This window comes from Chryseobacterium sp. KMC2, assembly GCF_016756935.1.
Classification (GTDB): Bacteria; Bacteroidota; Bacteroidia; order Flavobacteriales; family Weeksellaceae; genus Chryseobacterium; species Chryseobacterium rhizosphaerae.
In genome coordinates this window covers 36356-63178 of sequence record NZ_JAESIT010000009.1, presented here as the reverse complement: position 1 = coordinate 63178, position 26823 = coordinate 36356, and the positions used below count along the sequence as shown (strand labels likewise).

At 37.2% G+C, this 26823-nt stretch carries 23 protein-coding genes; 9 read left to right on the top strand and 14 right to left on the bottom strand.

Going from position 1 to position 26823, the window contains the following annotated elements; translation table 11 throughout:
- Positions 1–175: 175 nt before the first annotated feature.
- Positions 176–520 carry a zinc ribbon domain-containing protein YjdM gene (locus JML65_RS12200; protein WP_047495223.1) on the top strand — a complete coding sequence of 115 codons (345 nt, stop codon included), beginning with the start codon at positions 176–178 and terminating at the stop codon, positions 518–520.
- A gap of 332 nt (positions 521–852) precedes the next feature.
- Here the strand turns inward: JML65_RS12200 and JML65_RS12195 are convergent, their stop codons facing one another.
- The gene (locus JML65_RS12195) at positions 853–1788 is read right to left on the bottom strand and encodes a sulfate/molybdate ABC transporter ATP-binding protein (RefSeq protein WP_202271018.1); all 936 of its coding nucleotides are present in this window, start codon (positions 1786–1788) and stop codon (positions 853–855) included.
- Between the two features lie 75 nt (positions 1789–1863).
- Here JML65_RS12195 and JML65_RS12190 point away from each other — a divergent pair, with 75 nt between their 5' ends.
- Both JML65_RS12190 and pheS read left to right on the top strand, forming a co-directional pair.
- The gene (locus JML65_RS12190; protein WP_084086693.1) at positions 1864–2523 is read left to right on the top strand and encodes a YceI family protein; all 660 of its coding nucleotides are present in this window, start codon (positions 1864–1866) and stop codon (positions 2521–2523) included.
- 127 nt (positions 2524–2650) lie between these two features.
- Positions 2651–3661: a phenylalanine--tRNA ligase subunit alpha gene (gene pheS / locus JML65_RS12185; RefSeq protein WP_047495215.1), complete on the top strand. Its 1011-nt coding sequence runs from the start codon at positions 2651–2653 to the stop codon at positions 3659–3661.
- A 269-nt stretch (positions 3662–3930) separates the two neighbouring features.
- Here the strand turns inward: pheS and JML65_RS12180 are convergent, their stop codons facing one another.
- Positions 3931–4701 carry a DUF3108 domain-containing protein gene (locus JML65_RS12180; protein WP_084086692.1) on the bottom strand — a complete coding sequence of 257 codons (771 nt, stop codon included), beginning with the start codon at positions 4699–4701 and terminating at the stop codon, positions 3931–3933.
- Positions 4702–4854: 153 nt separating this feature from the next.
- Here JML65_RS12180 and JML65_RS12175 point away from each other — a divergent pair, with 153 nt between their 5' ends.
- Entirely contained in the window at positions 4855–5910 is a 1056-nt protein-coding gene (locus JML65_RS12175) for an NAD(P)/FAD-dependent oxidoreductase (protein WP_047495207.1), read from the top strand.
- A gap of 12 nt (positions 5911–5922) precedes the next feature.
- Complete coding sequence (locus tag JML65_RS12170; protein WP_047495204.1) at positions 5923–6252, top strand: 2Fe-2S iron-sulfur cluster-binding protein; 330 nt, start codon at positions 5923–5925, stop codon at positions 6250–6252.
- Between the two features lie 75 nt (positions 6253–6327).
- Here JML65_RS12170 and JML65_RS12165 read toward each other — a convergent pair whose 3' ends face one another.
- The 5 genes from JML65_RS12165 to JML65_RS12145 all read right to left on the bottom strand — a co-directional run bounded on the left by JML65_RS12165 (position 6328) and on the right by JML65_RS12145 (position 11945).
- Positions 6328–8478: a prolyl oligopeptidase family serine peptidase gene (locus JML65_RS12165; RefSeq protein WP_202271017.1), complete on the bottom strand. Its 2151-nt coding sequence runs from the start codon at positions 8476–8478 to the stop codon at positions 6328–6330.
- 120 nt (positions 8479–8598) lie between these two features.
- Complete coding sequence (locus tag JML65_RS12160; RefSeq protein ID WP_084086689.1) at positions 8599–9180, bottom strand: TIGR00730 family Rossman fold protein; 582 nt, start codon at positions 9178–9180, stop codon at positions 8599–8601.
- A gap of 79 nt (positions 9181–9259) precedes the next feature.
- Positions 9260–10702: an aminoacyl-histidine dipeptidase gene (locus tag JML65_RS12155; RefSeq protein ID WP_202271016.1), complete on the bottom strand. Its 1443-nt coding sequence runs from the start codon at positions 10700–10702 to the stop codon at positions 9260–9262.
- Positions 10703–10827: 125 nt separating this feature from the next.
- Complete coding sequence (locus tag JML65_RS12150; protein ID WP_047493839.1) at positions 10828–11319, bottom strand: hypothetical protein; 492 nt, start codon at positions 11317–11319, stop codon at positions 10828–10830.
- Between the two features lie 20 nt (positions 11320–11339).
- A complete protein-coding gene (locus JML65_RS12145; protein WP_047493842.1) occupies positions 11340–11945 on the bottom strand; it encodes a hypothetical protein in 606 nt (201 codons plus the stop codon).
- Positions 11946–12410: 465 nt separating this feature from the next.
- Here JML65_RS12145 and recR point away from each other — a divergent pair, with 465 nt between their 5' ends.
- Positions 12411–13022, top strand: a complete 612-nt coding sequence (gene recR, locus JML65_RS12140; protein WP_047493845.1) for a recombination mediator RecR — start codon at positions 12411–12413, stop codon at positions 13020–13022.
- On the top strand, positions 13018–13857 hold the full coding sequence (locus JML65_RS12135) for a glycosyltransferase family 2 protein (protein ID WP_202271102.1): 840 nt from the start codon (positions 13018–13020) through the stop codon (positions 13855–13857). Before recR ends, JML65_RS12135 begins: the two co-directional genes overlap by 5 nt.
- Before the next feature lie 51 nt (positions 13858–13908).
- Here the strand turns inward: JML65_RS12135 and secG are convergent, their stop codons facing one another.
- The 3 genes from secG to JML65_RS12120 all read right to left on the bottom strand — a co-directional run bounded on the left by secG (position 13909) and on the right by JML65_RS12120 (position 17924).
- Positions 13909–14262, bottom strand: a complete 354-nt coding sequence (secG, locus tag JML65_RS12130; protein WP_047493852.1) for a preprotein translocase subunit SecG — start codon at positions 14260–14262, stop codon at positions 13909–13911.
- Positions 14263–14572: 310 nt separating this feature from the next.
- Positions 14573–16603, bottom strand: a complete 2031-nt coding sequence (locus tag JML65_RS12125) for a M16 family metallopeptidase (RefSeq protein ID WP_202271015.1) — start codon at positions 16601–16603, stop codon at positions 14573–14575.
- Between the two features lie 7 nt (positions 16604–16610).
- Positions 16611–17924: a M16 family metallopeptidase gene (locus JML65_RS12120; RefSeq protein WP_202271014.1), complete on the bottom strand. Its 1314-nt coding sequence runs from the start codon at positions 17922–17924 to the stop codon at positions 16611–16613.
- A 287-nt stretch (positions 17925–18211) separates the two neighbouring features.
- Here JML65_RS12120 and JML65_RS12115 point away from each other — a divergent pair, with 287 nt between their 5' ends.
- Complete coding sequence (locus tag JML65_RS12115) at positions 18212–20542, top strand: ATP-dependent helicase (protein WP_047493862.1); 2331 nt, start codon at positions 18212–18214, stop codon at positions 20540–20542.
- A 518-nt stretch (positions 20543–21060) separates the two neighbouring features.
- Positions 21061–23838 (top strand): TonB-dependent receptor plug domain-containing protein, encoded by a 2778-nt coding sequence (locus JML65_RS12110; RefSeq protein ID WP_237390870.1) that lies wholly within the window; start codon positions 21061–21063, stop codon positions 23836–23838.
- Positions 23839–23919: 81 nt separating this feature from the next.
- Here JML65_RS12110 and tenA read toward each other — a convergent pair whose 3' ends face one another.
- The 4 genes from tenA to thiM are packed head-to-tail and all read right to left on the bottom strand — an operon-like array spanning position 23920 to position 26816.
- Positions 23920–24570 carry a thiaminase II gene (gene tenA / locus JML65_RS12105; protein ID WP_202271013.1) on the bottom strand — a complete coding sequence of 217 codons (651 nt, stop codon included), beginning with the start codon at positions 24568–24570 and terminating at the stop codon, positions 23920–23922.
- Positions 24557–25390, bottom strand: coding sequence for a bifunctional hydroxymethylpyrimidine kinase/phosphomethylpyrimidine kinase (thiD, locus tag JML65_RS12100; RefSeq protein ID WP_202271012.1), 834 nt, complete (start codon positions 25388–25390; stop codon positions 24557–24559). The genes tenA and thiD overlap by 14 nt, the downstream gene beginning before the upstream one ends.
- Positions 25387–26022, bottom strand: a complete 636-nt coding sequence (thiE, locus tag JML65_RS12095; RefSeq protein ID WP_202271011.1) for a thiamine phosphate synthase — start codon at positions 26020–26022, stop codon at positions 25387–25389. The genes thiD and thiE overlap by 4 nt, the downstream gene beginning before the upstream one ends.
- Entirely contained in the window at positions 26019–26816 is a 798-nt protein-coding gene (gene thiM / locus JML65_RS12090) for a hydroxyethylthiazole kinase (RefSeq protein WP_202271010.1), read from the bottom strand. Before thiM ends, thiE begins: the two co-directional genes overlap by 4 nt.
- Positions 26817–26823 lie beyond the last annotated feature (7 nt).

The following is a 26823-nucleotide window of genomic DNA, read 5'->3' as shown; positions in this document are numbered from 1 at the left end:
TTAAAATCCATGGAATAACGGATTTGCTTTACCATCAATTATTCTTTTCGAATGTTCTGAAAATATCTTTTCCCTTACGTCTAATATTTAACATCTGACATCCGAAACCCTTTATCTTACTCATTGGTCTTGACTCTATCATACAAAAAGCTCTACCTTTGCAAAAAATTAAAATATGAGTGATACAGTACTTTGCCCAAAATGCAGCTCGGAGTTTACCTATCCAAGTGATAATATGATGGTATGTTCCCAGTGTTTCTATGAATGGAACCCTGAAGAAGTTGCTTCTGAAACAGCTTCGGAAGGAAAAATATTGGATTCAAACGGTAATGAACTTCAGGATGGAGATTCTGTAGTAGTGGTTAAGGATCTTCCTGTAAAAGGGGCACCAAAACCTGTAAAAGCTGGTACTAAAGTGAAAAATATCCGCTTAAGACCGGGAAGTGATCATAATATCGACTGTAAAATAGATGGATTTGGAGCAATGGCTTTAAAGTCGGAATTTGTAAAGAAAGCGTAAGCCATTGATTTAAAAAAATTGATGCTTATCGCCCGGATATAAAAAAAGGAAAAGATTGGACAGTGTAATCTTTCAATAGACCTAATTGCAAGACTGCTAATGTCTGGTCTAGGAAGGCAGAAAGAGAATTAACCAAAAATTTCCTTATGCTGTGGAAATACAAATGTAAGAAAAAGTTTCATAAACAGTTTCTTATGTTTGTATTTTTTTTATCCACAAATTGTGGATAAGTGTAAGATTATCTTTGAGTTATATATTGATAAAGACTGCTGGTAAAGCAAAGGAGGGGGTGAATAACCAACAATAAAAACAGACTTATGTATTGAGTATATTTATTCAAATGCTATCGTAATTGTATCCACTAATTTTTCATCAGTATAGATAATCAGTTCCTTATCCTTCGCCATAATTTTGTTCCAATAATAATTTCCTGCAAAACGGCTTTCAAGCACGTCAGCATTAAGCCCATCCTGGGAGATTCTTATTTCTTTGGGATAATAAGAAAACTTTGATAACCCAAACGTCTGAGCTTCATCTTCACTGAAGATATTCACTTCACCAAATAGCTTGGCAACATATGTGTTGTAAGGATTTCTGTAAGTCTCTTCGGGACTGTCATTCTGAATTAGTCTTCCGTCCTGAAGAATAACGATCTGATCAAGCCATGGCATAATATCCTGAAGCTCGTGGGTAGAAATAATCAAAGAAATACCCTGTTGTTTTACATATCGGAAAAGTCGCTCACGAAGCTCAATTTTTCTTGGAAAATCAAGATTGCTGAACGGTTCATCCAGGATAAGGAGTTTGGGCAGTACGGAAAGTGCTCTGGCAATGGCAACTCTCTGCTGTTGTCCTCCGCTTAAGTTTTTAGGATGTACATGAGCAAATTCCTGAAGTCCTACCACTTCCAGGAGTTCCATTACAGTTTCTTTTTTTTGAGTTAAGTTGATATTAGAAATGAATTTCCCTACATTTTCGGCTACGGTAGCATAAGGCATAAGGTCAAAATTCTGTGCTACAAATTTCATTTCAGACTCCCCGGGAACAAGATTTCCTTTGGGGCCTAAAAGCCGGGTTCCGTTAAAAATGATCTCGCCACTTCCCCAATCAAAAAGCCCATAAATAAGGCTGAGAAGGGTAGATTTTCCGCATCCGCTTTCTCCTGCAAGAGCAATAATTCTGTTCTCTTCAAACCTGAGGTTAAGGTTTTGAAACAGGGGATTATCTTTGGTGTAGGAGAAAAATAAATTGTTAATTTCTAATAGCATATTACAAATGTAAGGTTTTTATGAAAACACATTTTTTTTTATTATATTAGCGGGAGTAATAAAAATATATCAAAGATGAGAAAAAAACTGTTTTCATTAGCTATTCCTGCTTTATTTGTGGCGGCTGTTGTCATTTCTTGTAAAAAAGACAAACCGCTTACCAGTGAAAGTAATGAAGTGACCACTACCAAAGATGGTAGCCAGTATACTTTGGATACGCTAAACAGTAAAGTTGAGTGGAAAGGGTACAAGGTATTTAAATCTGAAAATACCAGCCATTTTGGAACGATCAAGTTTGAAAGTGGTGATGTTACCGTAAAAGATGGAAAACTGGAAAGCGGTAAATTTGTTGCTGATATGAATTCTTTAACTTCCGTGGACTTAAAGGACAGTCCTGAAGATTTAGGAAAACTAAATGGTCATCTTAAAAGTGGTGATTTCTTTGAAGTAGAGAAATTCCCGACAGCTTCTTATGAAATTACAAAAGTAACACCGTCTACAGAAGGTGATTATAATACGCTTTTAGATGGAAACCTAACCATTAAGGGAATTACAAAACCAGTTCAGTTTAAAGCCAATGTTTCTGTAAAAGAAGGCGAAGTGAGCGTAGCAACTGAACCGAAGGATATTAAAAGAGAAGAGTTTGGAGTGAAATTCCAGGCTCCGGCTGAAAACGGGGTTCTTAAAGATGAGGTAACTCTTCAGATCAGCGTTAAAGCTTTAGAAAAGAAATAATTTTTTTATTTAAGTGAAATAAGTGATTGAAGTCTGCCTCCCGAAAAAGAGGCAGATTTTTTTATGAGTCAATTAATTATTAAACTTAAAATCGTATTTTTGCAAAACATTTTGAAAGGGTAAAATAATGATAGAAAAGATAGAAGAACTACTGATCGAGGTAAACGGCTTCAATACTACATCTAAAGAAGAGATAGAAAACTTCCGTATTAAGTACAGCGGTAAGAAAGGAGTTCTTAATGATTTTTACGAAACATTAAAAGAAGTTCCTAACGAGCAGAAGAAAGATTTCGGACAGAAGATCAATACTTTGAAACAAGCTGTGGCTGTAAAATTGGAAGATTTGAAAAATGCTTCCGCATCTTCTGTTGTTATAGAAAAAGAAGATCTTACAAGACCTGCTTTTCCATTGGAATTGGGCTCAAGACATCCGATCAATCTGGTGAAAAACAGAATTATTGAAATCTTTAAATCGATTGGATTTGCAGTAGCGGATGGTCCTGAGATTGAAGATGACTGGCATAACTTTACGGCGCTTAACCTTCCGGAATATCACCCGGCAAGAGATATGCAGGATACTTTCTTTATTGAGCAGAATCCGGATATCCTTTTGAGAACGCATACTTCTTCCGTACAAACCCGTTATATGGAAGAAAATCAGCCACCAATCAGAATTTTATCTCCGGGAAGAGTATTCAGAAATGAAGCCATCTCTTCACGTTCTCACTGTATCTTCCATCAGATAGAAGGTTTATATATTGATGAGAATGTAAGTTTTGCTGATTTAAAACAAACCATTCAGTTCTTTACAACAGAACTTTTCGGAAAATCTAAAATCAGAATGAGACCTTCTTATTTCCCGTTCACAGAGCCGAGTGCTGAAATTGATGTGTATTGGGGATTAAATTCCGAAACCGATTACAGAATCACGAAAGGAACAGGCTGGCTGGAAATTATGGGATGTGGAATGGTAGATCCTGCCGTTCTTAAAAATGTAAATATAGACTCTGAGAAATATTCAGGATATGCATTCGGAATGGGTATTGAAAGAATTACCATGCTTCTTTACCAAATGAGTGATATCAGAATGTTCTTTGAAAATGATATCAGAACATTAGAACAGTTTAAATCTTTATAAAAAACAAACCTCCGGAATTTCCGGAGGTTTTTGTTTTTAATTACTGACTTAAGAAACAAAACGTAATTAAAAACAGATCTTATTGAAAAATTTACACGTGTCCTGTTTGCTGTAAAGGGGGGAATCTTACTTCTTACTCCTTTATCAGTACAGCATCAGTATTCTCCTGCTGTTATAATAAAGACAACCGAAATCCGGGATATATTACATGGGGAAAATAAAAATGTCTGTAAAAAATTACAGACACTTGTTATTTTAAAGACTAAAGTTTATTTGCTAAACTTTAATGGATATTTTACATTTTTAAAATCATCAATACTTGCTTTCAGGGAACCTACAGCCAATTCCGCTTTCAGCAGCATAGGGATGTGATTAGAATCATTGGAAACCCACATCGTTACTCCTTCTTTTTCTTTAAATACCCTTCCGCTTTTTACAGAGGGAATAATCTTAAGACAGTTGATCGTCCCGAATTTTGTTTTCAGGTTTTCTGTTCCGGTAACTTTCAGCTGGAAAGGAAACATTTCGTCATCAATCCATACATTCATGTTGATGACCGTTCCTACTTTTAATTCGTCCGGTGCTTTACTTCGCAGATAATAAAAAGAGGATAGCATATCCTGAACTCCTTTTACTGATTTTATAACCTTGGAGCCATTAGCAGGCTCTTTTTTATCAGTTAGTATCAAAGTATTGTTATCATGATTAAAGGCGGTCTCAAAGTGCTGACGATAGCTTCCTTCCCGTACATTTCTTACATAAAAACTCGGAAGCCCCGTTTCTATATTGATGAAGCTTTCATATAAATCTTCCACCTTAAAAAATGCTTTTACAGCTCCAGTAGTTTTTCCGGTACCTTTTACATAGAGGTGAGGAATATTTTTGTAGTTGGTTTTTTGGGTGGTAAGGTTGGCGCTACCGGCATTCAGAAAGCCATAGTGGATTCTGAAAGTAATAGATTCACCATCTGCTATATTGTTGAGCTGGGCCGAGCCCAAAGCGAATATAAATACAGCAAAAAGATTTAAGATTTTCTTCATAGTTATGTCATTTACAAAAATATTGCCAAATTTAATATCTTAAAAGATAGTTATTTGACAAATCTCAGGTTTTTATTTAGAATCAATTAAATATGCTTCGCATTAAAATTAGTAAATTTGCAGTTACAAGTATAATTAAATTATCTAAACATTATGATAACCACTGATATATTGATCATAGGTGCAGGACCTACAGGACTTTTTGCAGTTTTTGAAGCTGGTTTATTAAAAATGAAGTGCCACATTATCGATGCGCTTCCTCAACCGGGAGGGCAATTGGCGGAACTTTATCCTAAAAAACCTATTTTCGATATTCCGGGGTATCCTTCAGTGAATGCTGGAGAATTGGTGGATAATCTTATGGAGCAGATCAAACAGTTCCAGCCTGGTTTTACTTTAGGGGAAACAGCTGTTTCTTATACAAAGGTTGATGATGAATGGTTTGAGGTGATTACAAACAAAGGGACTGTTCACAGATGTAAGGCTATTGCTATTGCAGGAGGATTAGGAACTTTCGAGCCTAGAAAACCTACATTCGAAAATATAGCTGATTATGAGGAAAAAGGACTTGAATATTTCGTTAAGGAACCTGAACACTTCAGAAATAAGAAAGTTGTTATTGCCGGAGGTGGAGATTCAGCTCTTGACTGGAGTATCTTCCTTTCTAATGTAGCCAGTGAAGTTACTTTGATCCACAGAAGAAATGAGTTCAGAGGAGCTTTGGATTCTGTAGAAAAAGTACAGGATTTAAAGAACCAGGGGAAAATCAAATTAATCACTCCTGCTGAGGTTATCGGTATTAAAGGTGACGGAAAAGTAGAAGGGATCACTGTACAAAAGGATGGTGAGGAAGCTTATGATATTGAAACGGATTATTTTATTCCATTATTCGGATTAACTCCAAAATTGGGTGAGATCGGAAACTGGGGATTACAAATTGAGAAAAATGCGATCGTTGTTAATAACGCTCTTGATTACCAAACCAATATTGACGGTATTTATGCCATCGGAGATATCAATACCTATCCTGGAAAACTGAAGTTAATTCTTTGTGGTTTCCATGAGGCTACATTGATGTGTCAAAGTGTTTACAACAGATTAAATCCAGGGAAAAAATTCGTATTGAAATATACTACAGTAAGTGGAGTAGACGGATTTGACGGAAGCCGTAAAGAAGCAGAGAAGGCTGTTGTGAAAAAAATTGACTAATTTTGCAGAATTATGTCAGATGTTAATATTAAAATCACCGATAGAGAAGGTGTAACCCACGATGTTATTGCTCCTACGGATATGTCCATGAACCTAATGGAAATCATCCGTTCGTATGAATTAGCTGAAGAAGGTACTATTGGTGTATGTGGTGGAATGGCTATGTGTGCTTCCTGCCAGGTGTATGTGATTAATGATCCGGGCTTAGAGCCAATGGGAGATGAAGAAGATGCTATGTTGGCTGAAGCTTTCCATGTGAAAGATAACAGCAGATTAGGATGCCAGTTACATATTGCAGATGCAATGGAAGGACTTGAAGTGGAAATTGCCCCTTATCCTTAGAAAATATTTTTTAATCTTAATAAAAACCCGCCCGAATGATTTCGGACGGGTTTTGTTTTTATGAATTATTTACTTTTATTTCTTAGCCGGTTGAAACTTCGGGTGTCCCACCTGCCATAATGCAAAAGCAAAAATATCAGCATATTCTTTGAAGACGACTTCAAGATCACTCGTGAAATGGCCATTTTCATAATTCGCATATAATAAAACAGGTTTACCGGAAGATGTACTGTTCTGTAATACGGCAGCAAATTTTGCAGGTTCCCAAGGGGTAATTCTAGAATCGTTCATTCCGGTACTGACAATAACAGCTGGATATTTTATCCCCTTTTTTACCTTGCTTTGAGCGTCCATTTCAATAAGGTGCTTGGTATCTTCAGGATCTTTTAAACTTCCGACTTCCGGAATCTGATTGGCTCCGTTAGCTGAGTTCTGTGAACGGAGTACATTGGTCATTCCTACTTCTGCAATAGCAACGGCAAATAAATCAGGTCTTTCGGTAATGGCTCTTCCGATAAGAACACCTCCCATACTGCCTCCATTTCCGATGAGTTTTGAAGGAGAGGTATATTTTTGGTTAACAAGATATTCCGAACACGCAATGAAGTCTTTCCAGGTATTAGGCTTTTTAGCCTTCATTCCGTCTTTGTGCCAATTTTCACCTTTCTCACCTCCTCCTCTTACATGAGCTACAGCCACTACTGTACCTTGCTCAAGCAATACTGATAATCTATTGGAAAAACGAGGTGTAGAAGATATTCCATAACCGCCATATCCGGTAATGTAAGCAGGGGTACTTCCATCCATTTTTATGTTTTTGGGATAAATAATAGAAAGAGGAACCATGGTTCCGTCATGACTTTTTACTTCCACTTCTTTTACTTCGTATGATGCATAATAATCCGGGTAGTTGCTGTCTCCGTTGAAATACTTGCTTTTTATCGCTTTATCATTTTCAGGGCTATAATCGTAAAAGGTAGCAGGAGTAAGCCAATTACTGTTATAACATTGTAGATTGTCATTTTCACGGGCATTAAGAGCAGCGGAATAATTGATTCCGCTAGGCAGAGGCGCTTTTTTTCTGGTCAGTGTTTTAAGATCTATCAGGTACTTATCCTGAATAATTCCATTGCTTAGTGAGTAGACTAAATAATTTTTAGAGCTGTGAATAGAGGTGATTACAGAACTGCTTTCAGGAACGATAACTTTAGCATTATCGAAATCGGGGTTTGATAGACTGGTTAATCCTATTTTATAATTTGGTGCATTCTTATGGCTAAGGAAAAACAGTTGATCCCCGCTGATGAATGTTTGTACGATATCATCCGATGGTTTTACGATTTGTTTCCATTTGATTTTTTTATCTTTAATGGAAGAGAAGGGTGCATAGAATACCGGGCTTTCTGATTTCGTAGAACCTATTCTTAAGATTATGGATTTATAATCATCACTAAAGGAAACTTCAGGAAATTGTTCTGTCAGAATACTAAGTTCAGGATATTCTTCTCTTGCTCCCAATACAATATCTTTGTCCTGGTTGGTACCGATCTGATGGATCAGAGCCTTCATTTCTTTCAAAAGCATATTGCTATTGGGATCTCCTGTACTCATTTTAGTATAGGTTATATATTGCCCGTCGGGGGTGAACTCAAAATTAAACTCACTCCAGATAGGAGCCAGTACATCATCAAGGAATTTTTTAGTTTTTAAATCTAAAATTCTAAGCTCACAAATCTCACTCCCGGACTTAGAAAATAATAAGGCTATTTGATTCCCTTTGGTATCTACCGTGAAGTTAGTGATCTGTGCATCTTTTTTATAGGTTTCGGGATCAAAAATCAAAATTTCCTTTCCTGTAGAAACATCTTTGGCGTAAAGCTTGGAGAGCTTTTCATTTTTTTTCGTCTTAACATAGAAATAAAGGTTTCCTCTTTGTGTTGCGTAGCCATAAGAGTCGCCTCCCATTTCCTGAACCTGCTTCATACGATTGTAAAGAGCATCACGATTGGGGATTTTATCAATAATAATATGGCTGTAGTCTGACTGGGCCTTAAACCATGTTTTTACTTCAGGACTTTTCAGGTCTTCCAGCCATTGATAATTGTCAGTAATCTTTGTTCCAAAATAATCATCCGTTGCAGGTTTTTCCGGAGTTTTTGGGTAATTAAATTGGGCGAAACCGATCTGGCTTAAAAATAGACAGCCTGTTAGAAATACATTTTTCATGGTATTATTTCTTTTGATAGTGATAAAAAATTAATTGCAAAAATACTAAACTATGTCTAAGAAATAATGATGGATCTATAAAAAGAAGGAATACTCTAAAAATATTCCTTCTTTTTATAATTAAACTTCCTCTTTAGAAATCCATTTTCCAACTGTAGGAGGCTGGTAGGTATTCATTTTTTCCAGCAGGTCATCAATCGTATTACTGATTAGAAGCATATCTTTGTTAACCTGTTTTAAAAATCCTTTATCGACCATATTTTGAACCAGTTTGATCAGGTCATCATAAAAACCGTCAATATTCAAAATACCAATGGGCTTTTTGTGAAGTCCGAGTTGTGCCCAGGTAATCATTTCAAAAAATTCTTCTAAGGTTCCGTAGCCCCCCGGAAGAACGATCACCCCGTCACAGAGCTCATTCATTTTGGTTTTCCTTTCGTGCATCGTTTCTACAAGAATAAGCTCAGTGAGATTCTTGTGCGCGATTTCCTTGGATTGCAAAAATTGAGGAAGAACCCCTGTTACTTTTCCGTTTTCACTTAAAGTACCATTGGCTATTGTTCCCATTAAACCTGTTTCCGAACCGCCATAAACCAATTGTATATTTTTCTTGGCTAAGGTTTGGCCCAGTAAAAAAGCTTGTTCTTCATAAATTTTATCTGACCCGAAACTTGAGCCACAGAAAACTGTTATACTTTTCATATTTTAAATGCTTTTTATAAAATTAAAAATATCCAAAATCATAAGACTTTGGATATTAAATATCGTTTATATTACCATTTTATTTTTGAGGAATATTAGCTAAAATATCCTTTAAAAAGCTCCAGAATTTCTGAGCAGAAGGAATATTAGCTCTTTCATCAGGAGAGTGTGCCCCTCTGATGGTTGGCCCGAAGCTTACCATTTCCATTTCAGGATAGTTGGCTCCGATAATTCCACATTCCAATCCTGCGTGGCAAGCTACTACATGAGGTTTCTCACTGAATTTTTCAGTGTAGATTTTCTCCATGAGCTGTACGATCTCTGATCCCGGTTTTGGTTTCCATCCCGGATAAGAACCGCTGAATACCACATCCATTCCGGCTAGTTCTGCTACAGATTTTAATTGCTCTGCTACAGAATATTTAGACGAATCTACAGAAGACCTTGTCAGGTTTAAGATTTTAAGTTCACCTCCTTTTAATTCAACTCTTGCTACATTATTAGAAGCTTCTACAAGGTCTGCCACATCCGGACTCATTCTGTATACTCCGTTATGAAGTGACTTCAATGTAAGAATTACTTTTTTTGAATCAGCTTCAGAAATAGCTTTATCCGATGAGGTGGAATTTTCAATATTAATCTGAATTCCAGGTTCTACTGAAGCGAATTCTTCTAAGATATCTTTTTTAAGAGCTGTAGCTTCTTCTATGAATTCCTGAGCGTTTCTTACCGCAATGATTGCAGCACCTTCTCTTGGAATAGCATTTCTTAATCCACCGCTGTCTATAGAGATCAATTCAATATTTTGTTTCTCTAAACCGCTGTAAAGAAGTCTTCCCAGAATAATATTTGAATTTCCGAATCCTTTGTGGATATCCATTCCGGAGTGTCCTCCCTGTAATCCTTTTACTTCAATTCTTACCGTTTGTCCTTTTGGAGCTTCCGTCGCATAGCTTTGAGTAATGGTAACGTCTACACCTCCTGCACAGCCTATGTCAATCTCATCATCTTCTTCTGTATCAAGGTTCAATAAAATTTCCCCTTGTAATTGACCTGGCTTTAAACCAATTGCTCCGGTCATTCCTGTTTCTTCATCAATAGTGAATAAAGCTTCCAAAGCAGGGTGTGGGATATCCGAGCTTTCAAGAATAGACATGATCGTAGCTACTCCTAAACCGTTATCAGCTCCTAAAGTTGTTCCTTTTGCTTTTACCCAGTCCCCATCAATTTCCATTTTGATACCTTCTGTTTCAAAATCAAAATTGACATCATTATTCTTTTGGCAAACCATATCCAGGTGTGATTGCAACACAATAGATTTACGGTTTTCCATTCCTGCAGTAGCCGGTTTTTTGATAATTACGTTTCCTACTTCATCTACAGTAGTTTCCAGTCCAAGGTCTTCACCAAATCCTTTGATGAAAGCAATTACTTTTTCCTCTTTTTTTGATGGTCTTGGAACTGCATTTAATTTGGAGAAGTTTTTCCAGATTATTTGCGGTTCTATATTAGATAATGCCATTGAAATTTATTTTTCTCAAATTTACGAAATTAAAAATGCTTCCGTAGGATACAGAAGCATTTTTTATGAATTGTAAATGAGCCAAAAGCTAATTTGTGAATCGGCCTTTTACCCTTTTTGTTGTATTAACATCCACATTCTCCGTAGATAGGTGTCGTGAAAACCGTTCCATCCGGTTTTTCAATCGTCAGCGTGCCCTCAAACAGTAAAGCTTCTTCGCCTTTTATTTTTTTACCTTTTACAGAGATTTTATAATCACCATTTTCTATTTCTTTGGTCAATTCTTCATCCACTTCCATATCGCTTGAAGAGATCAGGTTCATAGCCAGTCTTTTACCGTCAAGTTTCATATACGCTGTTTTGCCGGCATCATCAGCATAGATGTATTTTTCAGCTTCAAAGTCAGCTTTATTAATGGCAAAATAACATGAACATTCTTTAATTTCTTTTGGAAAAGGTATGTTTCCAACCAGAATTTTTCCTGAAGAAGTATCTGTTGCTGCAGAGTCTTTCACAATACTTAAAGAATCGGCTGGAGCGGTCCCTGAAACTGTTTCTTTATCCTTTTTACAGGCTACTAATAGAAACGCAGAGAAAAAAATGATTAGGTATTTCATTGGTTTGTGGTTTTATATTCTTAACCTCTTGCTCTTTCCAAAAGGGTCATCATCAATAATGAAAGGATTACTAAGCTTTCTTCTTCATCATCAATGTCAATTAATCTATCCAGTTGGAATCTTCTTCCAAAGAATGAAGGCATTTTCTTTAATTTAAAATAAGCTTTCCCATCAATACCTGTTACGGTGTACGAAGGATTAAGGAAATAACCGGTAAACATTCCGATAATAGGAAGTTCGCCCACAAAACTATCCCAGAATCTTACCCATGCACTGTCTTCCTGTACTTTAAATTTAGGCTGATCATTAGCATCCAGAACATCATAGCTTGCTTTCCATATAGAACGCATTCCTTTTCTTGCCAGTCTGCCGAAGTTTTTATTGTCAATAAGGTCATTTAAAGAATAAGAAGCATTGAAATCAATCCATTTATTAGCCCTGATTCTGAACAATTCCTTAGATTTAGTCTCGTCATTGAAAACAACAACATCTTCCTTTAGTTTAAACATTTTCTGACGTACATACGCGACATAATTTCCATTCTTGTCAGTAATGTTAAAGTCACTTGCTAATGTAGTGATTTTGAATTTGAAATCCAGTGGATAATTTAAGTTTTTAAGTACCATGTTAGTGTATTTTTTTCATATTAGGCCGCAAATATAGAGGTTTTTTTAGAGTTATAGGGTATAGGAGGGGAGTTATGTTTTGCTGTAGAATGTAAATAGGGTAGATAGATGGGATGGGTGTGGAAATTGAGAGTAAGGAGCCGGGTGTTTAAGAGTTAAGAGTCAAGAACCAAGAATAAAGAATAAAGAATAAAGAATAAAGAATAAAGAATAAAGACCTCAGATGTAAATAAAAAAGAATTTTTGAATATCAAATATCAAATATTAATTATACATTATACATTATACATTATACATTATACATTATACATTTTAAAAAATAAAGAACAGCAAAGCCTATTGATTATTGTCTGATTATCCCCTTTCATTTTTCCTTCGCAGAACCTGAGTTTCGTCATCTATAATTCATAATTATAACTGATAAATTATCACTTTTCCTCAACTATAATCCTTATTTTTGTATCTATGGATTACCCAAGTAAAGTGCTGGCAAAGGCGGTTGATGAGATTTCAGGTTTACCCGGGATTGGCAGAAAGACAGCCTTAAGATTAGCATTACATTTATTGAAACAGCCGAACTCAAGAGCCGTGAGCCTTGGGAACTCACTGATTAATCTGGTTAATGAAATTAAGTACTGTAAGGAATGTCATAATTTTTCTGATTTTGATATCTGTGAGATTTGCAGTAATGAGAAGAGAAACGGCGAATTGATCTGCATTGTTGAGGATGTCAGAGATGTGATAGCCATTGAAAATACAGGAAAATATACAGGGAAATATCTGATTTTGGGAGGGAAGATTTCTCCAATGGAAGGAGTAGGACCAAGCCAGCTGAATATTCCAAGTATTGAAAGAAAATTAAATGAAACCAAGGTTAAGGAATTTATTTTTGCTTTGAGTGCCACCATGGAAGGAGATACCACTGCTTATTATATTTACAAAAAGTTCAAAAATTTTAATGTAAATTTTTCAAGCATTGCAAGAGGAATTTCAGTAGGAGATGAGTTGGAATATGCCGATGAAATTTCATTGGGAAGATCTATTATCAACAGGTTACCGTACAACGAAAAGGATTAATATGAAGTTGTCTGTTATTATTGTTAACTACAATGTTACCCAATTACTCAGAAACTGTCTTTTGTCTATCCAGAAGTATATAAAAGAAGTGGATTTTGAGGTTATTGTTATGGATAATGCTTCTACAGATACCTCCTGGAGAGACCTTATTGCGGAATTTCCAATGGTGCATTTTATTTCTTCTGAGATTAACGGAGGATTCTCCAAAGCAAATAATCAGGCGATCAGTTTAGCGAAAGGAGAATATGTTTTGCTCCTTAATCCGGATACAGAATTGGAGGGCTTTTATATGAGGGAGCTGCTGGATTTTGCAGATTCTAAATCTGATTTCGGGTGCCTTGGGGTACGCATGCATGATGCTCAGGGAGATTTTCTGCCTGAAAGTAAACGATCAGTACCGGATATGTTTAATTCTTTTGAGAAGCTGTTTGTCAATTTTAAGAAAAATAATTCAAAATCATATTACAGAAGCGACATTGAGGAGTATGCTGTTGCTGAAGTAGAAGTCATAACAGGAGCCTTTTTATTGATTAAGAATGAGGTGTACCAACAGATTGGTGGGCTGGATGAAGCTTATTTTATGTATGGGGAAGATATAGACCTTTGCTATACATTGTTGAGAAATCATTATACAAACTATTATTATGGTAAGGCTTCCATCCTTCATCATAAAGGTGAAAGTACCATTAAAGATGATGTCTATCTGAAAAGGTTTTATGGAGCCATGCAGATTTTCATTGACAAGTATTATAAAGAAGAAAAGCCTGTACAGTATTCATTCTTAAAGGCAGGATTGAAACTCCGACACCAGGTTGAAAAGATCAAGCTAAAATAAAAAAGCAACTCAATTTGAGTTGCTTTTGTTCTATGTAAAGTAATAACTTTCTTATTTAGCTGGGGTTACAGGAGCCTGAACCGGAGCTGTAGTTGTAGAAGAAGCAGGAGCTGATTGCTTAGCCGGAGCTTCCTTTTTTACAGGTTGTTGTGCAGGAGCCGCTTGTGACGGTTTACCGGTAATCACAACACTTAAAAGAATAAGAACAATGATTGTTCCGCCTAGAGTCCATGTTGCTTTTTCCATGAAATCATTGGTTCTTTGTACTCCGAACTGTGCAGATGATGCACCTCCGAATGTACTGGAAAGGCCTCCTCCTTTAGGATTTTGAGCCATAACAACAATCACCAATAAAACACTGGCAATCATAATAAGAACCATCAATAGTGTAAATATAGTATCCATTAATTCTGATATCTTTTTGAATGGGCAAATTTAACCTTTTTTTACTGAACGACAAAAAAAGATGACAGTAAATGTGAATCAAGTGCAAAAGTTTAGAGATCAGACAATACTTTTGAGCTTAAAATTTAAGATTGGAAGAAAATATAAACAGCAAAGCAGGCGGTGCATTACATCTTTAGACTGCTTTAAGGCCACTTAAGGGTTATTCTCTTTTTACATACAGATTCCGGATCAAATTTGAATTTTATCTTATCGGCAAAAATAAAACGGCAGCTTCTCTGCTGCCGTTTTATTGATATATCTGAAAATTTTACTTAAAATCAGAATCCTTAGCCTGGTTAAGCACATAGGATTGTACAGTCATATTGATTTCCATTCCTCCCATATTCTGGATGATGGTAAACGGAAACTTTACTCCTGAAACATCTTTATAGTCTGCAAAACTGGTTGGAATAGCACCTCCTTCTCCCATTTTTATTTCTCCGGTTTTTAGACCCGTTTTTACACTGTAGTAATAGGTTTGTTTAGCTCCTTTTATCACGTAGGAATCTTCATTATTATATTTTTCAATTCCTGCGAGTTTAAAATCAGAAGATTTTGCAAAAGTCAGTTCCGGGAAAAGTTCCGGTTCTGCCATAGAAGCCTTTTGCTTGTCATTTAGAGGGATTTTTTGTCCTTGCGTTTCTGCATATCCATCTTTACCGTCAAAAATGATTTTCTGGATGGTATTGCCCATCATTTTCATATCCATAGCCATTTTTCCACCTTTGGCCTGAGTAAGCTTCATGCTCATATCCATTCCCTGAAGTTTGGTAGTGGCATCCGCTGTGATGGAAGTTACTTTCTGAACAGCTACTAAACCGCCAATGGCATTGATGTATTTATCTGCAACAGAGGCAATAGTCACACTGGTATCTACTTTCTGTGCCGCAGGTTTTGCTACGGGGTTCGCTTCTTTATCGAAATATTTTACAGGATATCCTAATTTTTCTAATCCTTCAGAAATATCCGATGCTTTACCGGCGATGAAAATTCTGCTTTGGTTGGGAAGAATCGTTGTTTTCACAGCATTGGAAACATCGGCAGCTGTTACTTTGTCAATAGACTTTAAATAGTTGGTATAAAAATCTGAAGGAAGATTCTGAATTTTTTGGTTTACAGCAAATCTTGCAATTGTTTCAGGCTTTTCAAGAGACATGATGAAAGAACCTTTCAATTTGGCCTTAGCATTTTCCAATTCTTCAGGTTTTACGGTAGAAATGGCATTAAGCTCATTCATTAATTCTTTTACAGCTTTATCCGTAACCTCATTTCTTACGCTGGTTTCAGCTGAAAATTCCGGAGAATATTTGCTTGCAGTCATGCTGGAATAAGCTCCATAAGTAAACCCGTTTTTTTCTCTAAGATTCATGAAGAGCCTGGCTTCACCTCCGCCACCTAAAATATAGTTGGCTATTGTAGCAGGGAAGTAATTAGGATCCTTCATTTTAAGACTGTTCAGGTTGCTTACCGATAATACAGACTGTACCGCGGTAGGAACATCCACGACATTCACTTCTGTTTTGGAAAGATTGGAAGCCGGTTCTAAAGCAGCAAATTTTGTATTTGATTTTTTCCAGTTTCCAAAAGCCTTTTCAATCAAAGGTTTCACCTGATCAAATTTTACATCTCCTACAATCACTAAATATGCATTATCCGGAGTATAATATTTGTTGTAAATATTTTGTACATCTGCCAGCTGGATCTTGTTGATGGATTCTACCGTTTCAAATTCTCCTCTTGACGTGTTTTTTCCATATATCAAGGCATTAGAAACTTTTGAGGCAATAGAAGATGCATTTTTTTCATCAGCTTTTAAGCCTTCAATAATTCTTTCCTTTGCATTTTGAATTTCTTCTGCAGAGAACTTTGGATTAACGATTGCATCAGCCATAAGTCCCAATACTTCCGGGAAATATTTTGAAAGCGAGTTGGAAGTAGCTCCGGTAGAGCTAAAGCTGATATTAGCTCCCAGAAAGTCCACTTTTTTATTAAACTCATCTTTGCTTAGATTCGTGGTTCCATTGTCCAGCTGTTCTGCCATAAGGTGGCTTACACCAGCTATGTTTCCTTCATAGTAAGGAGGCCTGTCCATAGAAAGAGTTGTATTAACCCTTGGAAGTTTGTTGTTTTCAACAACCATTACAGTAAGCCCGTTGCTTAGCTGGAAGGTTTTGGGTTGGGCAATGTTGATGGCAGGAGTAGGCCCCGGTTTTGGCATTGCATTGATGTCAATTTTTTGTGCGGAAAGCATTCCTGCAAATAAAAATGCCGCTGCTATATAGGTAAATTGCTTTTTCATGGGTAAATTATTTTTTCTCAGGAACGTAGTTGATAATGACTCTTTGGTTGGAATTCAGATATTTTTTAGCTGCATTTTGAAGATCTTGTTTGCTAATAGATCTGTAAATGTCTATTTCTTTATTGATAAGATTGGTATTTCCCATCAATACATGATTAGTAGCTAACGATGCAGCTATTCCCTGAATACTTGAGTTCTGGTTGACAAACTGATTTTCAAACTGGTTCTGAAGCTTTTGATAATCTTCATCAGAAATTAAAGTCGTCTGAAGTTTTTTGATCTCTGCATCAATATCAGCCTGTAGAGTCTGTTTGGTAGTCTGTCCCATCGGAATAGCAAAGAATGCGAAAATACTGTAATCTTCAAGTCCCTGGTTAAAAGCAGCTACCTGAAGTGCTTTTTTCTCCTGATCTACTAGCTTTTTGTATAAAACAGATGATTTTCCACTGCTTAAGTAAGAAGAAAGCATATCTAATACATAAGCATCTTTCTCTTTATTGGCCGGTGTTCTGTATGCGAAAACATAAGCCGGAAGCTGGATGTTGGGATCAGTTGCTGTAACTTCTTTTTCCTGAGTGATAGGGGCATCTTTAGGGAAATCTTTTGGATAAAGAGTTCCTTTGGGAAGACCGCCGTAATATTCCTGAATCCATTTTTTTGTTTGTTCAGGTTTGATGTCTCCCGCCACCACTAATGTAGCATTGTTGGGAACATAGTATTTTTTATAAAATGCCTGGAATTCTTCAAGCTTCGCAGCATTAAGATCATCCATAGACCCAATAGTAGGCCAGTTGTATGGGTGATTGGTGAAAAGATTTTTCTGGATAGTTGGGAAAAGATTTCCATAAGGCTGGTTATCCATTCTCATTCTTTTTTCCTCTTTTACTACTTCTCTCTGAGTGTCCACTCCAATTTGATTGATTACAGAAGCACGCATTCTTTCTGATTCCATCCAAAGACCCAGCTGCTCGTTGTTGGAAGGGAAGGTTTCATAGTAATATGTTCTGTCATTGGTTGTATTGGCATTGTTCTGTCCTCCGTTTGAAGAAACGATCTTAAACCATTCACCTCTTTTGATGTTGGGAGTCCCTTCAAATAAAAGGTGTTCAAAGAAGTGTGCAAAACCGGTTCTGCCTTTCACTTCATCCTTTGCTCCTACGTGATACATAACCCCTGTAGTAACTACCGGAGCAGAATTATCCTGATGAAGAATTACGTGAAGACCGTTCGGAAGATCATACTCTTCAAATTTGATTTGCTGAGCATTCAGTATCATTCCGAAGAAAGCTACGGCAGCAGCAGAGAGAAATCGCTTTTTCATAAAGTTAGAAATTGTTTACCAATTAGTAGGAAAAGTGAATTAAATGTTACAGAAATAGAGTTATAAGCTAAAAAGAATAAGTAAATGATGAATCGTTAGCTCGCCTGGCTGATCCATTAATTCAAACTTTATGAATTATAACTGCCGGTTGTAGCGTTTTGCCTCAAGTTTCCCATCTCTAAGTCTCTTATGTCCACTCCAGACCCTATAATTTCTAACTTCTCTAATCAAAGTTTGAATTCTCCTCTGAATACATTAATTTTGTACTCCCAAATTTTTTTTGCAGTATGGATTATCTGAAAGGACTCAATGAATCACAATATGAAGCCGTTACCTCTTTACAAGGCCCTCTGATGGTGCTTGCAGGAGCCGGTTCCGGGAAAACACGTGTACTTACTATGCGTATTGCCCACCTGATCAACAATAAGGTGGATCCTTTCAATATCCTGGCTCTTACCTTTACCAACAAAGCGGCACGTGAGATGAAAGAGCGTATCGCAAAAGTAGTGGGAGACAGTAATGCAAGAAGCCTTTGGATGGGAACTTTTCACTCTGTTTTTGCAAGGATTTTAAGAATAGAGGCTCATTACCTTGGTTACCCTTCCAACTTTACTATTTATGATCAACAGGATGCTCTGAACGTAATTAAAAAAGTCCTGAAGGATATGAATATCGATGCTGATCTTTATAAGCCCAAGAAAGTTCAGGCAAGAATCTCTACTTATAAAAATAACCTGATTACGGTAAAAGCTTATTTCAATAATCCGGAACTGATGGAAGCGGATGAAAAGGCCAATATGAAGTTTATCGGACAGATTTATCAGAGATATGTAGATGCATGCTTTAGAAATGGAGCTATGGATTTCGATGACTTGCTGTTAAAAACTAACGAATTATTAACCCGTTTTCCGGAGATTCTGGCAAAATACCAGGATAGATTCAGATATATTTTGGTAGATGAGTACCAGGATACGAACCATTCTCAGTATCTTATTGTAAAAGCACTGGCTTCAAAATTTGAAAATATCTGTGTGGTAGGAGATGATGCACAGTCTATTTACTCTTTCCGTGGTGCCAATATCTATAATATCTTAAACTTTAAAAAAGATTATCCGGATGCGGTAACGGTTTCTCTGGAACAGAATTACCGATCAACCCAAACGATTGTAAATGCTGCCAATGTAGTTATTGCAAAAAACCTTCAGCAGTTTAAGAAAAATGTTTTCAGTGATAACGAAGAAGGGGATAAAATCAAAATTTACCGCTCACTTTCTGATGCTGATGAAGCGAATTTTGTGGCCGGAAATATTTGGGAACTTCGGAACCGTGATCAGAGAAAATACAGCGATTTTGCTATTTTATACAGAACAAACTCTCAGACAAGAGCATTTGAAGATGCTTTGAGACGTAAAAATATTCCCTATAAAGTATATGGTGGTCTTTCTTTCTATCAAAGGAAAGAGGTGAAAGACCTTATCGGATACCTGCGTCTTTTGGTCAATGAAAATGATTCTGAAGCGCTGATGAGAATTATTAATTATCCGGCAAGAGGGATAGGGGAAACCACACAGAATAAATTGATCGTCTTTGCGGATGCTCAAAATGTTTCTGTGTCAAAAGTATTGGATAATCTTCCGATGTATGCCCCTCAACTGGGTTTAAATAATGGTGTTTTAAACAAGCTGAATGACTTTTGGTCTATGATCAAGGCATTCCAGGTGTTATTGAAAACCGAAACTGCGTATAGCGTAGCCATGGAAGTAGCAAAGCGAAGTGGTTTAATTAAATTCTTAAAAGATGATCAGACTCCGGAAGGAATTTCCAGGGTAGAAAACGTTCAGGAATTAATGAACTCTATGCAGGGATTCATTGAAGAGCAGATGCAGCTTGAGGATGGAGATCCAAGTCTTCCCAATTTCCTTGAAAATATTGCTCTTTCGGCAGATACACAGGATAAAAACCTGGGTGATGATATGGTTTCTTTAATGACCATTCACCTTTCAAAAGGACTTGAGTTCCCGGTAGTTCATCTGGTGGGACTTGAAGAAAACCTTTTCCCGAGTTTCATGAGTTCTGCAACCCGTGAAGATCTTGAAGAAGAAAGACGATTATTTTATGTAGCATTGACAAGAGCTGAGAAACAGGTGTTTTTCTCTTATGCTGTTTCCCGTTTTCAATGGGGAAAAATTACAGATGCCGAACCTTCGAGATTTTTGAGTGAGATAGATGATGAATTTATCGAGTTCATTAATCCGGCAATGGAAAAAAGATTCATCAATAATTCCGGGGTTAAATCCAATATTTTTGATGAATATCCATCAGAACAAAAGACGTTCAAAAAAGTTGAGAAAAAAACAATTGCTAAAGGAGAGCAATCACAGCCGGCTCAGGAAGTAAGAAAGCTAAAACCTGTAAGTACCGCTAAAATTATCAATCCTAGTGGAGCTTCTTCTCAGGATATTGAAGTAGGAGATAAAGTGAGACATGACCGTTTCGGAATCGGACAGGTGACTTTCCTGGACGGAACTGATCCTCAAAACATCAAGGCCAAAGTTGTTTTCATTCATGAAGGAGAGAAAAACCTGATCCTTAAATATGCTAAATTAACTAAGATTTAGAACTCATAGTACTATCGATATAGAAAAACGGATTCAATTTTGAGTCCGTTTTTTTGTTGTTAATACAAGGCTTTACAACCAGGAATCAATCATTGACCATTCACTCTCAACTTTCAAATCTTAACTCATTTTCCTAGAACAACTCATTTATTATTTCTGGGACTCATTCCATTATTCAATAGAAATGGGCTTTAGCCCATTTACAAAAAATGATTTTCCAATAGGGCTTTAGCTTAAACTTAAGAATGGCAACATACGCAAGATAATGATACGGGCTTCTGTTTGGGCTAAAGCCAATGGATGGTTTCCTATTTTTACAAAGAACCGGCTAAAGCCCGTCTTTATTGAATATCATTTTTTTATTAAAATCTCTTTGAATTTATCTAACTTTAATAAGGGATAGAAAGAAACGATAATTATTTTTTACAAAAACAAAGTCTATTAATTTTGTAGACTAGTGAATATATTTTACATTTGCACCCTGTAAAACATAAATGGTTAATCAAATTCTAAACTATATGAGAAATAAAAAAACTATTTTTTCAGCTTCTGTTTTATTTTTTCTGGGATCCTATGCTTATGGCCAGGAAAAAGACAGTATAAAAGTACATAAAGACACCATACAAACGAATAATGTAGAAGAGGTAGTGGTTTTAGGTTCACGTGCCGGAGCAAGATCAAAAGTAGACAGCCCGGTTCCTGTGGATGTATTCAATATCAAAGAATCTTCGGCTATTCTTCCCCAATCTGGGATAGGGCAGATTCTGAACGCGCTGGCTCCTTCTTTTACTTCTACAATTCAGACCAATTCTGATGGGACGGATCACCTGGATCCTGCTCAGTTGAGAGGATTGGGACCGGATCAGGTATTGGTATTGGTTAATGGAAAAAGAAGGCACACTTCAGCTTTAGTCAATGTAAACGGAACACCCGGAAGAGGAACGGTAGGAACAGATTTGAATGCTATTCCGGCTTTTGCCCTTAACAGGATTGAGGTTCTGAGAGATGGTGCGGCTGCTCAGTATGGCTCAGATGCCATTGCCGGAGTTATTAACCTTGAGCTTAAAAAAGATACCGGAAAATTAACCGGGCAGGTGAGCTACGGAGGAAATCTGACCCCTACAGCCAACGACCATACCGGAAATTTTGACGGTCAGAATGTTCAGGTAGACTTGAATTACGGTAATAAGATAGGAACAAAAGGTGGTTTCTTTAATATCACTTGGTCTTCTCAGTTCAGAGAACCTACTTCAAGAGCCGGTGCAGAAAGCGGAACGATTTATAATGCCTATAATGCTATTGAACAGCGTGCTTTAAATAATGGGGTTAATCTTTCTTCTCTTTTTAATAATATCAATAGTACCCCGAATTCACAACAGATCATCAACTCTATTCATCAGTATGCTCAGGGGGTAAACTACTTTACTGCCGATCAGCAGGCTGCCATTCAGGGGGCATCTACCATCCAGGATATAAAAGACGGAAACGGAAATGTTATTCAGAAAGGACTTCAGTCTTTATTGAATTTTGATGTTACTGATCAGGAACTTGCTTACAGAGGACTCACAAGAAAGGATTTCAATATGCAGGTAGGACAGTCTAAGCTGAACAATCATCAGCTTTTTGTCAATATGGAAGTTCCGATCAATGATAACTGGAAAGTATATTCTTTCGGAGGATATAGCCTAAGACATGGTACTTCCGGAGGGTTTTACAGAAAACCTAACCAAAGCAGAACATTTACCGGGCTGTCTGCTAACGGTTATCTGCCTCAGATTGGAACGGATATTCAGGATATTTCACTGGCTGCAGGGATCAAAGGGAAATGGGATGGCTGGAATATTGATTTCAGTAACACTTTCGGGCAGAACTCATTTACTTATACCATTCAGAATACCGGAAATACATCTTTGCGCTTTGCATCACCCAATGAATTTAAGGCCGGAGGATTAAAATTTTCCCAAAATACGATTAATCTGGATTTTTCAAAAAAATATGATGTCTGGGAAGGAATCAATGTTGCATTTGGAGCAGAACACCGTTATGAAAATTTTAAAATAACAGCAGGAGAGGAAGCTTCTTATGCTACATATGATACTTCAGGAAATGTATGGACGGGGAATTCTCAAAGGCCCACCGACTTCTTTGGGGCAGCACTTCCCGGCGGCTCTCAGGTATTCAGCGGATTTAAGCCTGCCAATGCAGTAGACAAAAACAGACAGTCTGTAGCGGCGTACGCAGATGTGGAATTTAATTTTACCAATTGGTTATTGGTGGATGCAGCTGCGCGATATGAAAACTATTCTGATTTCGGATCTACTTTTAATTATAAATTGGCTTCAAGAATAAAGGTAGCCCCCAATTTCAATGTAAGGCTTGCCGGATCTACAGGATTCAGAGCGCCTTCTATTCATCAGATTTATTATAATGTAACTTCTACTTTATTTACCAACAATCAGCTTCTGGAAGTAGGAACTTTCAGTAATGATTCGGCGGTAGCAGGATTATTGGAAATCCCGAAACTGAAACAGGAAACCTCAAAATCTGCAAGTGTAGGATTTACCTATAAAATTCCTTCTGTTAATTTGACCTTTACAGCAGACGGGTACTTTACGAGAATAGACAACAGAATTATTCTTACAGACCAGTTTTTAAGAGCAGATGTACCTGCTGCTGCACAAAAAGTCTATGATGATTTAGGTATTAACGGAGCACAGCTTTTTACCAATGCTATTGATACGGAAACCAAAGGGGTGGATGTGGTTATTTCACATAATGTCAGAGTTTCAGGCTTAAAACTGGATAACAGCTTTGCAGTCAATCTTAGTCAAACTAAACAGGTAGGAGACATTCATTCTTCAGGACTTCTACAGTCTGCAAAGCTTGAAAAAGTGTATTTCTCAGAAAAATCCAGAGTATATCTGGAAGAAGCCGTACCGAGAGTAAAGGCCAGCCTTTCTCATACCCTTTCATGGAAAAATGCGAGCTTCTATCTTAGAAATACGTATTTCGGAAAAGTAACGGGAGCAGATATTATTGATGCCAACGGAGACGGAATTATCGGATTCAATGAGCATCAGCAGATTGGAGACAAAATTATTACGGATCTTTCTCTGGCATATCAGTTTACCAAAAACATTGGACTGACACTCGGTGTAAACAATTTATTTGATATTTATCCTACTAAAAACCTTCCTGCGTCTACTAATAATGACCAGTTTGTTTATTCACGTTCTACTTCTCAGTTTGGGCAGAACGGGAGATATGTTTTCACAAGACTGAATTTTAATTTTTAATGGTTATAAAAATTTGAAGGGAGACTGTTCTGAAAATGAACAGTCTTTTTTTATGTCTGAAATTTCGGTTTGTTTACGGAATTACTTCCATGTTTTTAATTCATAAGCTGCTTCCCAGAAATAATATTCCATTCTGGAGGCGGTTATAAAAGCTTCGGTCATTTTTTTTCGTGTTTCCTCAGTGGTTTTTTCTGCTATTGTATCACAGATGAAAATAGCCTGGTCTACGGCAGCTGAAAACTCTTCTCCGGAATAGGTGGCAATCCATTGTTCATAAGGATTGTTGACGGTATTATGGTTTTGATAAATATAATTTCCAACCTCTCTGTAGATCCAAAAACAAGGAAGCACGGCGGCAATGGCAATTTCTACAGATTCTAAGGCAGCGGTACTTCTCAGAAAATGAATGTAATGATGGCAGGCAGGCTGTAAAACACCTTTATCTGTAAGTCCGAAATCTTTAAAATAAGATTCGTGCAGTGCATTTTCCACTACAATGGCATTTTCAGCAAACCGCATATAAGTAAGAACATCCTGGAGATCCGGAATTTTTGCGGCAATCAGGGAGAGGGTTCTGCCAAAATGTTCAAGGTATAATGAATCCTGAGCCATATAAAAACGGAATTTTTCCTGAGGTAAGGAACCCTCTGATAATTCTTTGATAAAAGGCATGCTAAGAATAGACTGGTAATATTCTTCTATTGTTTGCCAGGTTTGTTCAGACCATTTCATTTTTGATGAGTTTTTGAGGATTAAAAAAGTGGTTAAGAGGACCATTGCCATATCCTGTCTGTACATCTATGCTGTTTTTTATAGCCTCGTAAACATAGTCCTGTCCTAAAGAAACAGAATCATGTAAGCTTTTTCCCTGAGCCAGGTAAGCAGCTATTGCAGAAGAAAGAGTACAGCCGGAACCATGGGTATTATTGGTGTTTAGTTTCAGCGTTTCAAAAGTATGGTATTGTCCATGTTCATCATAGAATAAAGAGGTGATGGTTGAGGTTTCCTGATGGCCACCTTTGAGAAGTATGCTCTTGCAGCCTAGCTGTTTTATTTTTTCACCTGCAGTATATAAATCTTCCAGCGTTTCGACTTTCATGCCGGCTAAAATTGCTGCTTCATCCATATTGGGGGTAATGATATCAGCAATTGGAAATAGTTTTTCTGTGATCGCTGTGATGGTTTCCTCCTCAATAAGCCTATGCCCGCTGGTAGCTACCATTACAGGGTCAAATACAACCGGAATTCTTTTATACTGTGATAATGTGGAAACAATAGTCTCAACCAACTGTGGAGTATGTACCATTCCTATCTTAATGGCATCTGGAAAAATATCATCCAGAATCGCTTTGATCTGATCGGCTACTGCTTCCACAGGAATAGGATATATTGTTCTTACTCCCTGTGTATTTTGTACAGGCAAGGCCGTTAATACTGAGGTGGAAAAGCAGCCTAAAGCAGAAGCTGTTTTGATATCTGCCTGAATACCTGCGCCACCACTTCCGTCAAAACCTGCAATGGTCAATACGGACGGGTATTTGTATTTTTTCATTTTAAAATTTCATTTTTTAATTCATATGCTGCTTTCTGGGGATTTGCAGCGCCACATATTGCGGAAACCACTGCAAGGGAGTCTGCTCCGGCGTTGATGACTTCCTTCGCGTTTCCAAGATGTATACTGCCTATGGCGACCAGCGGTTTTTCTGTAAGCTGTCGGATTTTTGCAACACCTTCAAGACCCCATTCTGTAATGGTATCTGTTTTGGTATGTGTTTTAAATACAGGGCTTATACCAAGATAATCAGAAACCATTGTCTGTTCATTTTCAAGCTGGGCCAGGTGCTCAATAGAATATCCAATGATTTTATTTTGGATAGAAGGTTGTTGTCTTAAAAAAGTAGGTGCAGTATCGCTATTCCCAACATGAATACCCGCAGAATTTACTTTTTCAGCAACTTCTATATGATCATTAATAATGAGGGGAATGCCATACTTTTCTGTAATTTCCATAAGCTTCTGGGCTTTTTGGAGGAACAATTCGGTACTGTCATTTTTTTCTCTGAGCTGGATAATATCCACTCCGCCCAAGATGGCTTCTTCGGCAACTGTCAGAAAGTTTTTTCCAATGCAATCGGCTTCAGAAATCACAAGGTACAGTTGATAGGGGAAAGGATGCAGGCTCATTTTTGTTCTATCTTTAGGTTTTGGATGAATTCTTCTTCTGTCATATTGTACAGTTTATCAATCAGGTTAACCTGAAGACTTCCGGGGCCTTTACTTTGCTGGACAGCCAGTTCTCCAGCAATGCCTATTAATGCCATTGCAGCAGCGACACCCAATGTTTTATCTTCCACACTACCTATAAACGCACCTGTTAATGCTGTAGCAGAACATCCAAGACCTGTTACTTTAGTCATAAGCGGATGTCCGTTTTTAATGAAAAAGCTCTGCTGTGGGCTTATAATAATATCCGTTTCACCGGAAATACAGACTGTTGAATGGTAGTGTTGCATCAGTATTTGAGCAGCATGAACCGCGTCATTACTTTGAGCGGTACTATCTACTCCTTTAGTAACAGTGGTATTAGCTTTGGCCAGTGCAATAATCTCTGAGGCATTTCCTCTGATAACACTAGGTTGATATTGTAAGAGTTGTTGTAAAACCTGATCACGAAAAGAGGTTGCTCCAGCACCCACAGGATCTAAAACCCATGGTTTATTTACGGAATGTGCTGTTTCAGCTGCCAGAAGCATAGACTCTGACCAATATTCATCTAACGTTCCTATATTGATCACCACGGAATGGGCAATACCGATCATTTCTTTGATCTCAGACCGGGCATGTGCCATAATGGGAGAGGCTCCAACAGCCAAAAGGGCATTGGCTGTATTGTTCATGACTACATAGTTGGTGATGTTGTGAACCAGGGGAGATTTTTGTTTTACAAGCTGCACTTGCTGCCAAAGTATTTTTTCCATTGTTATC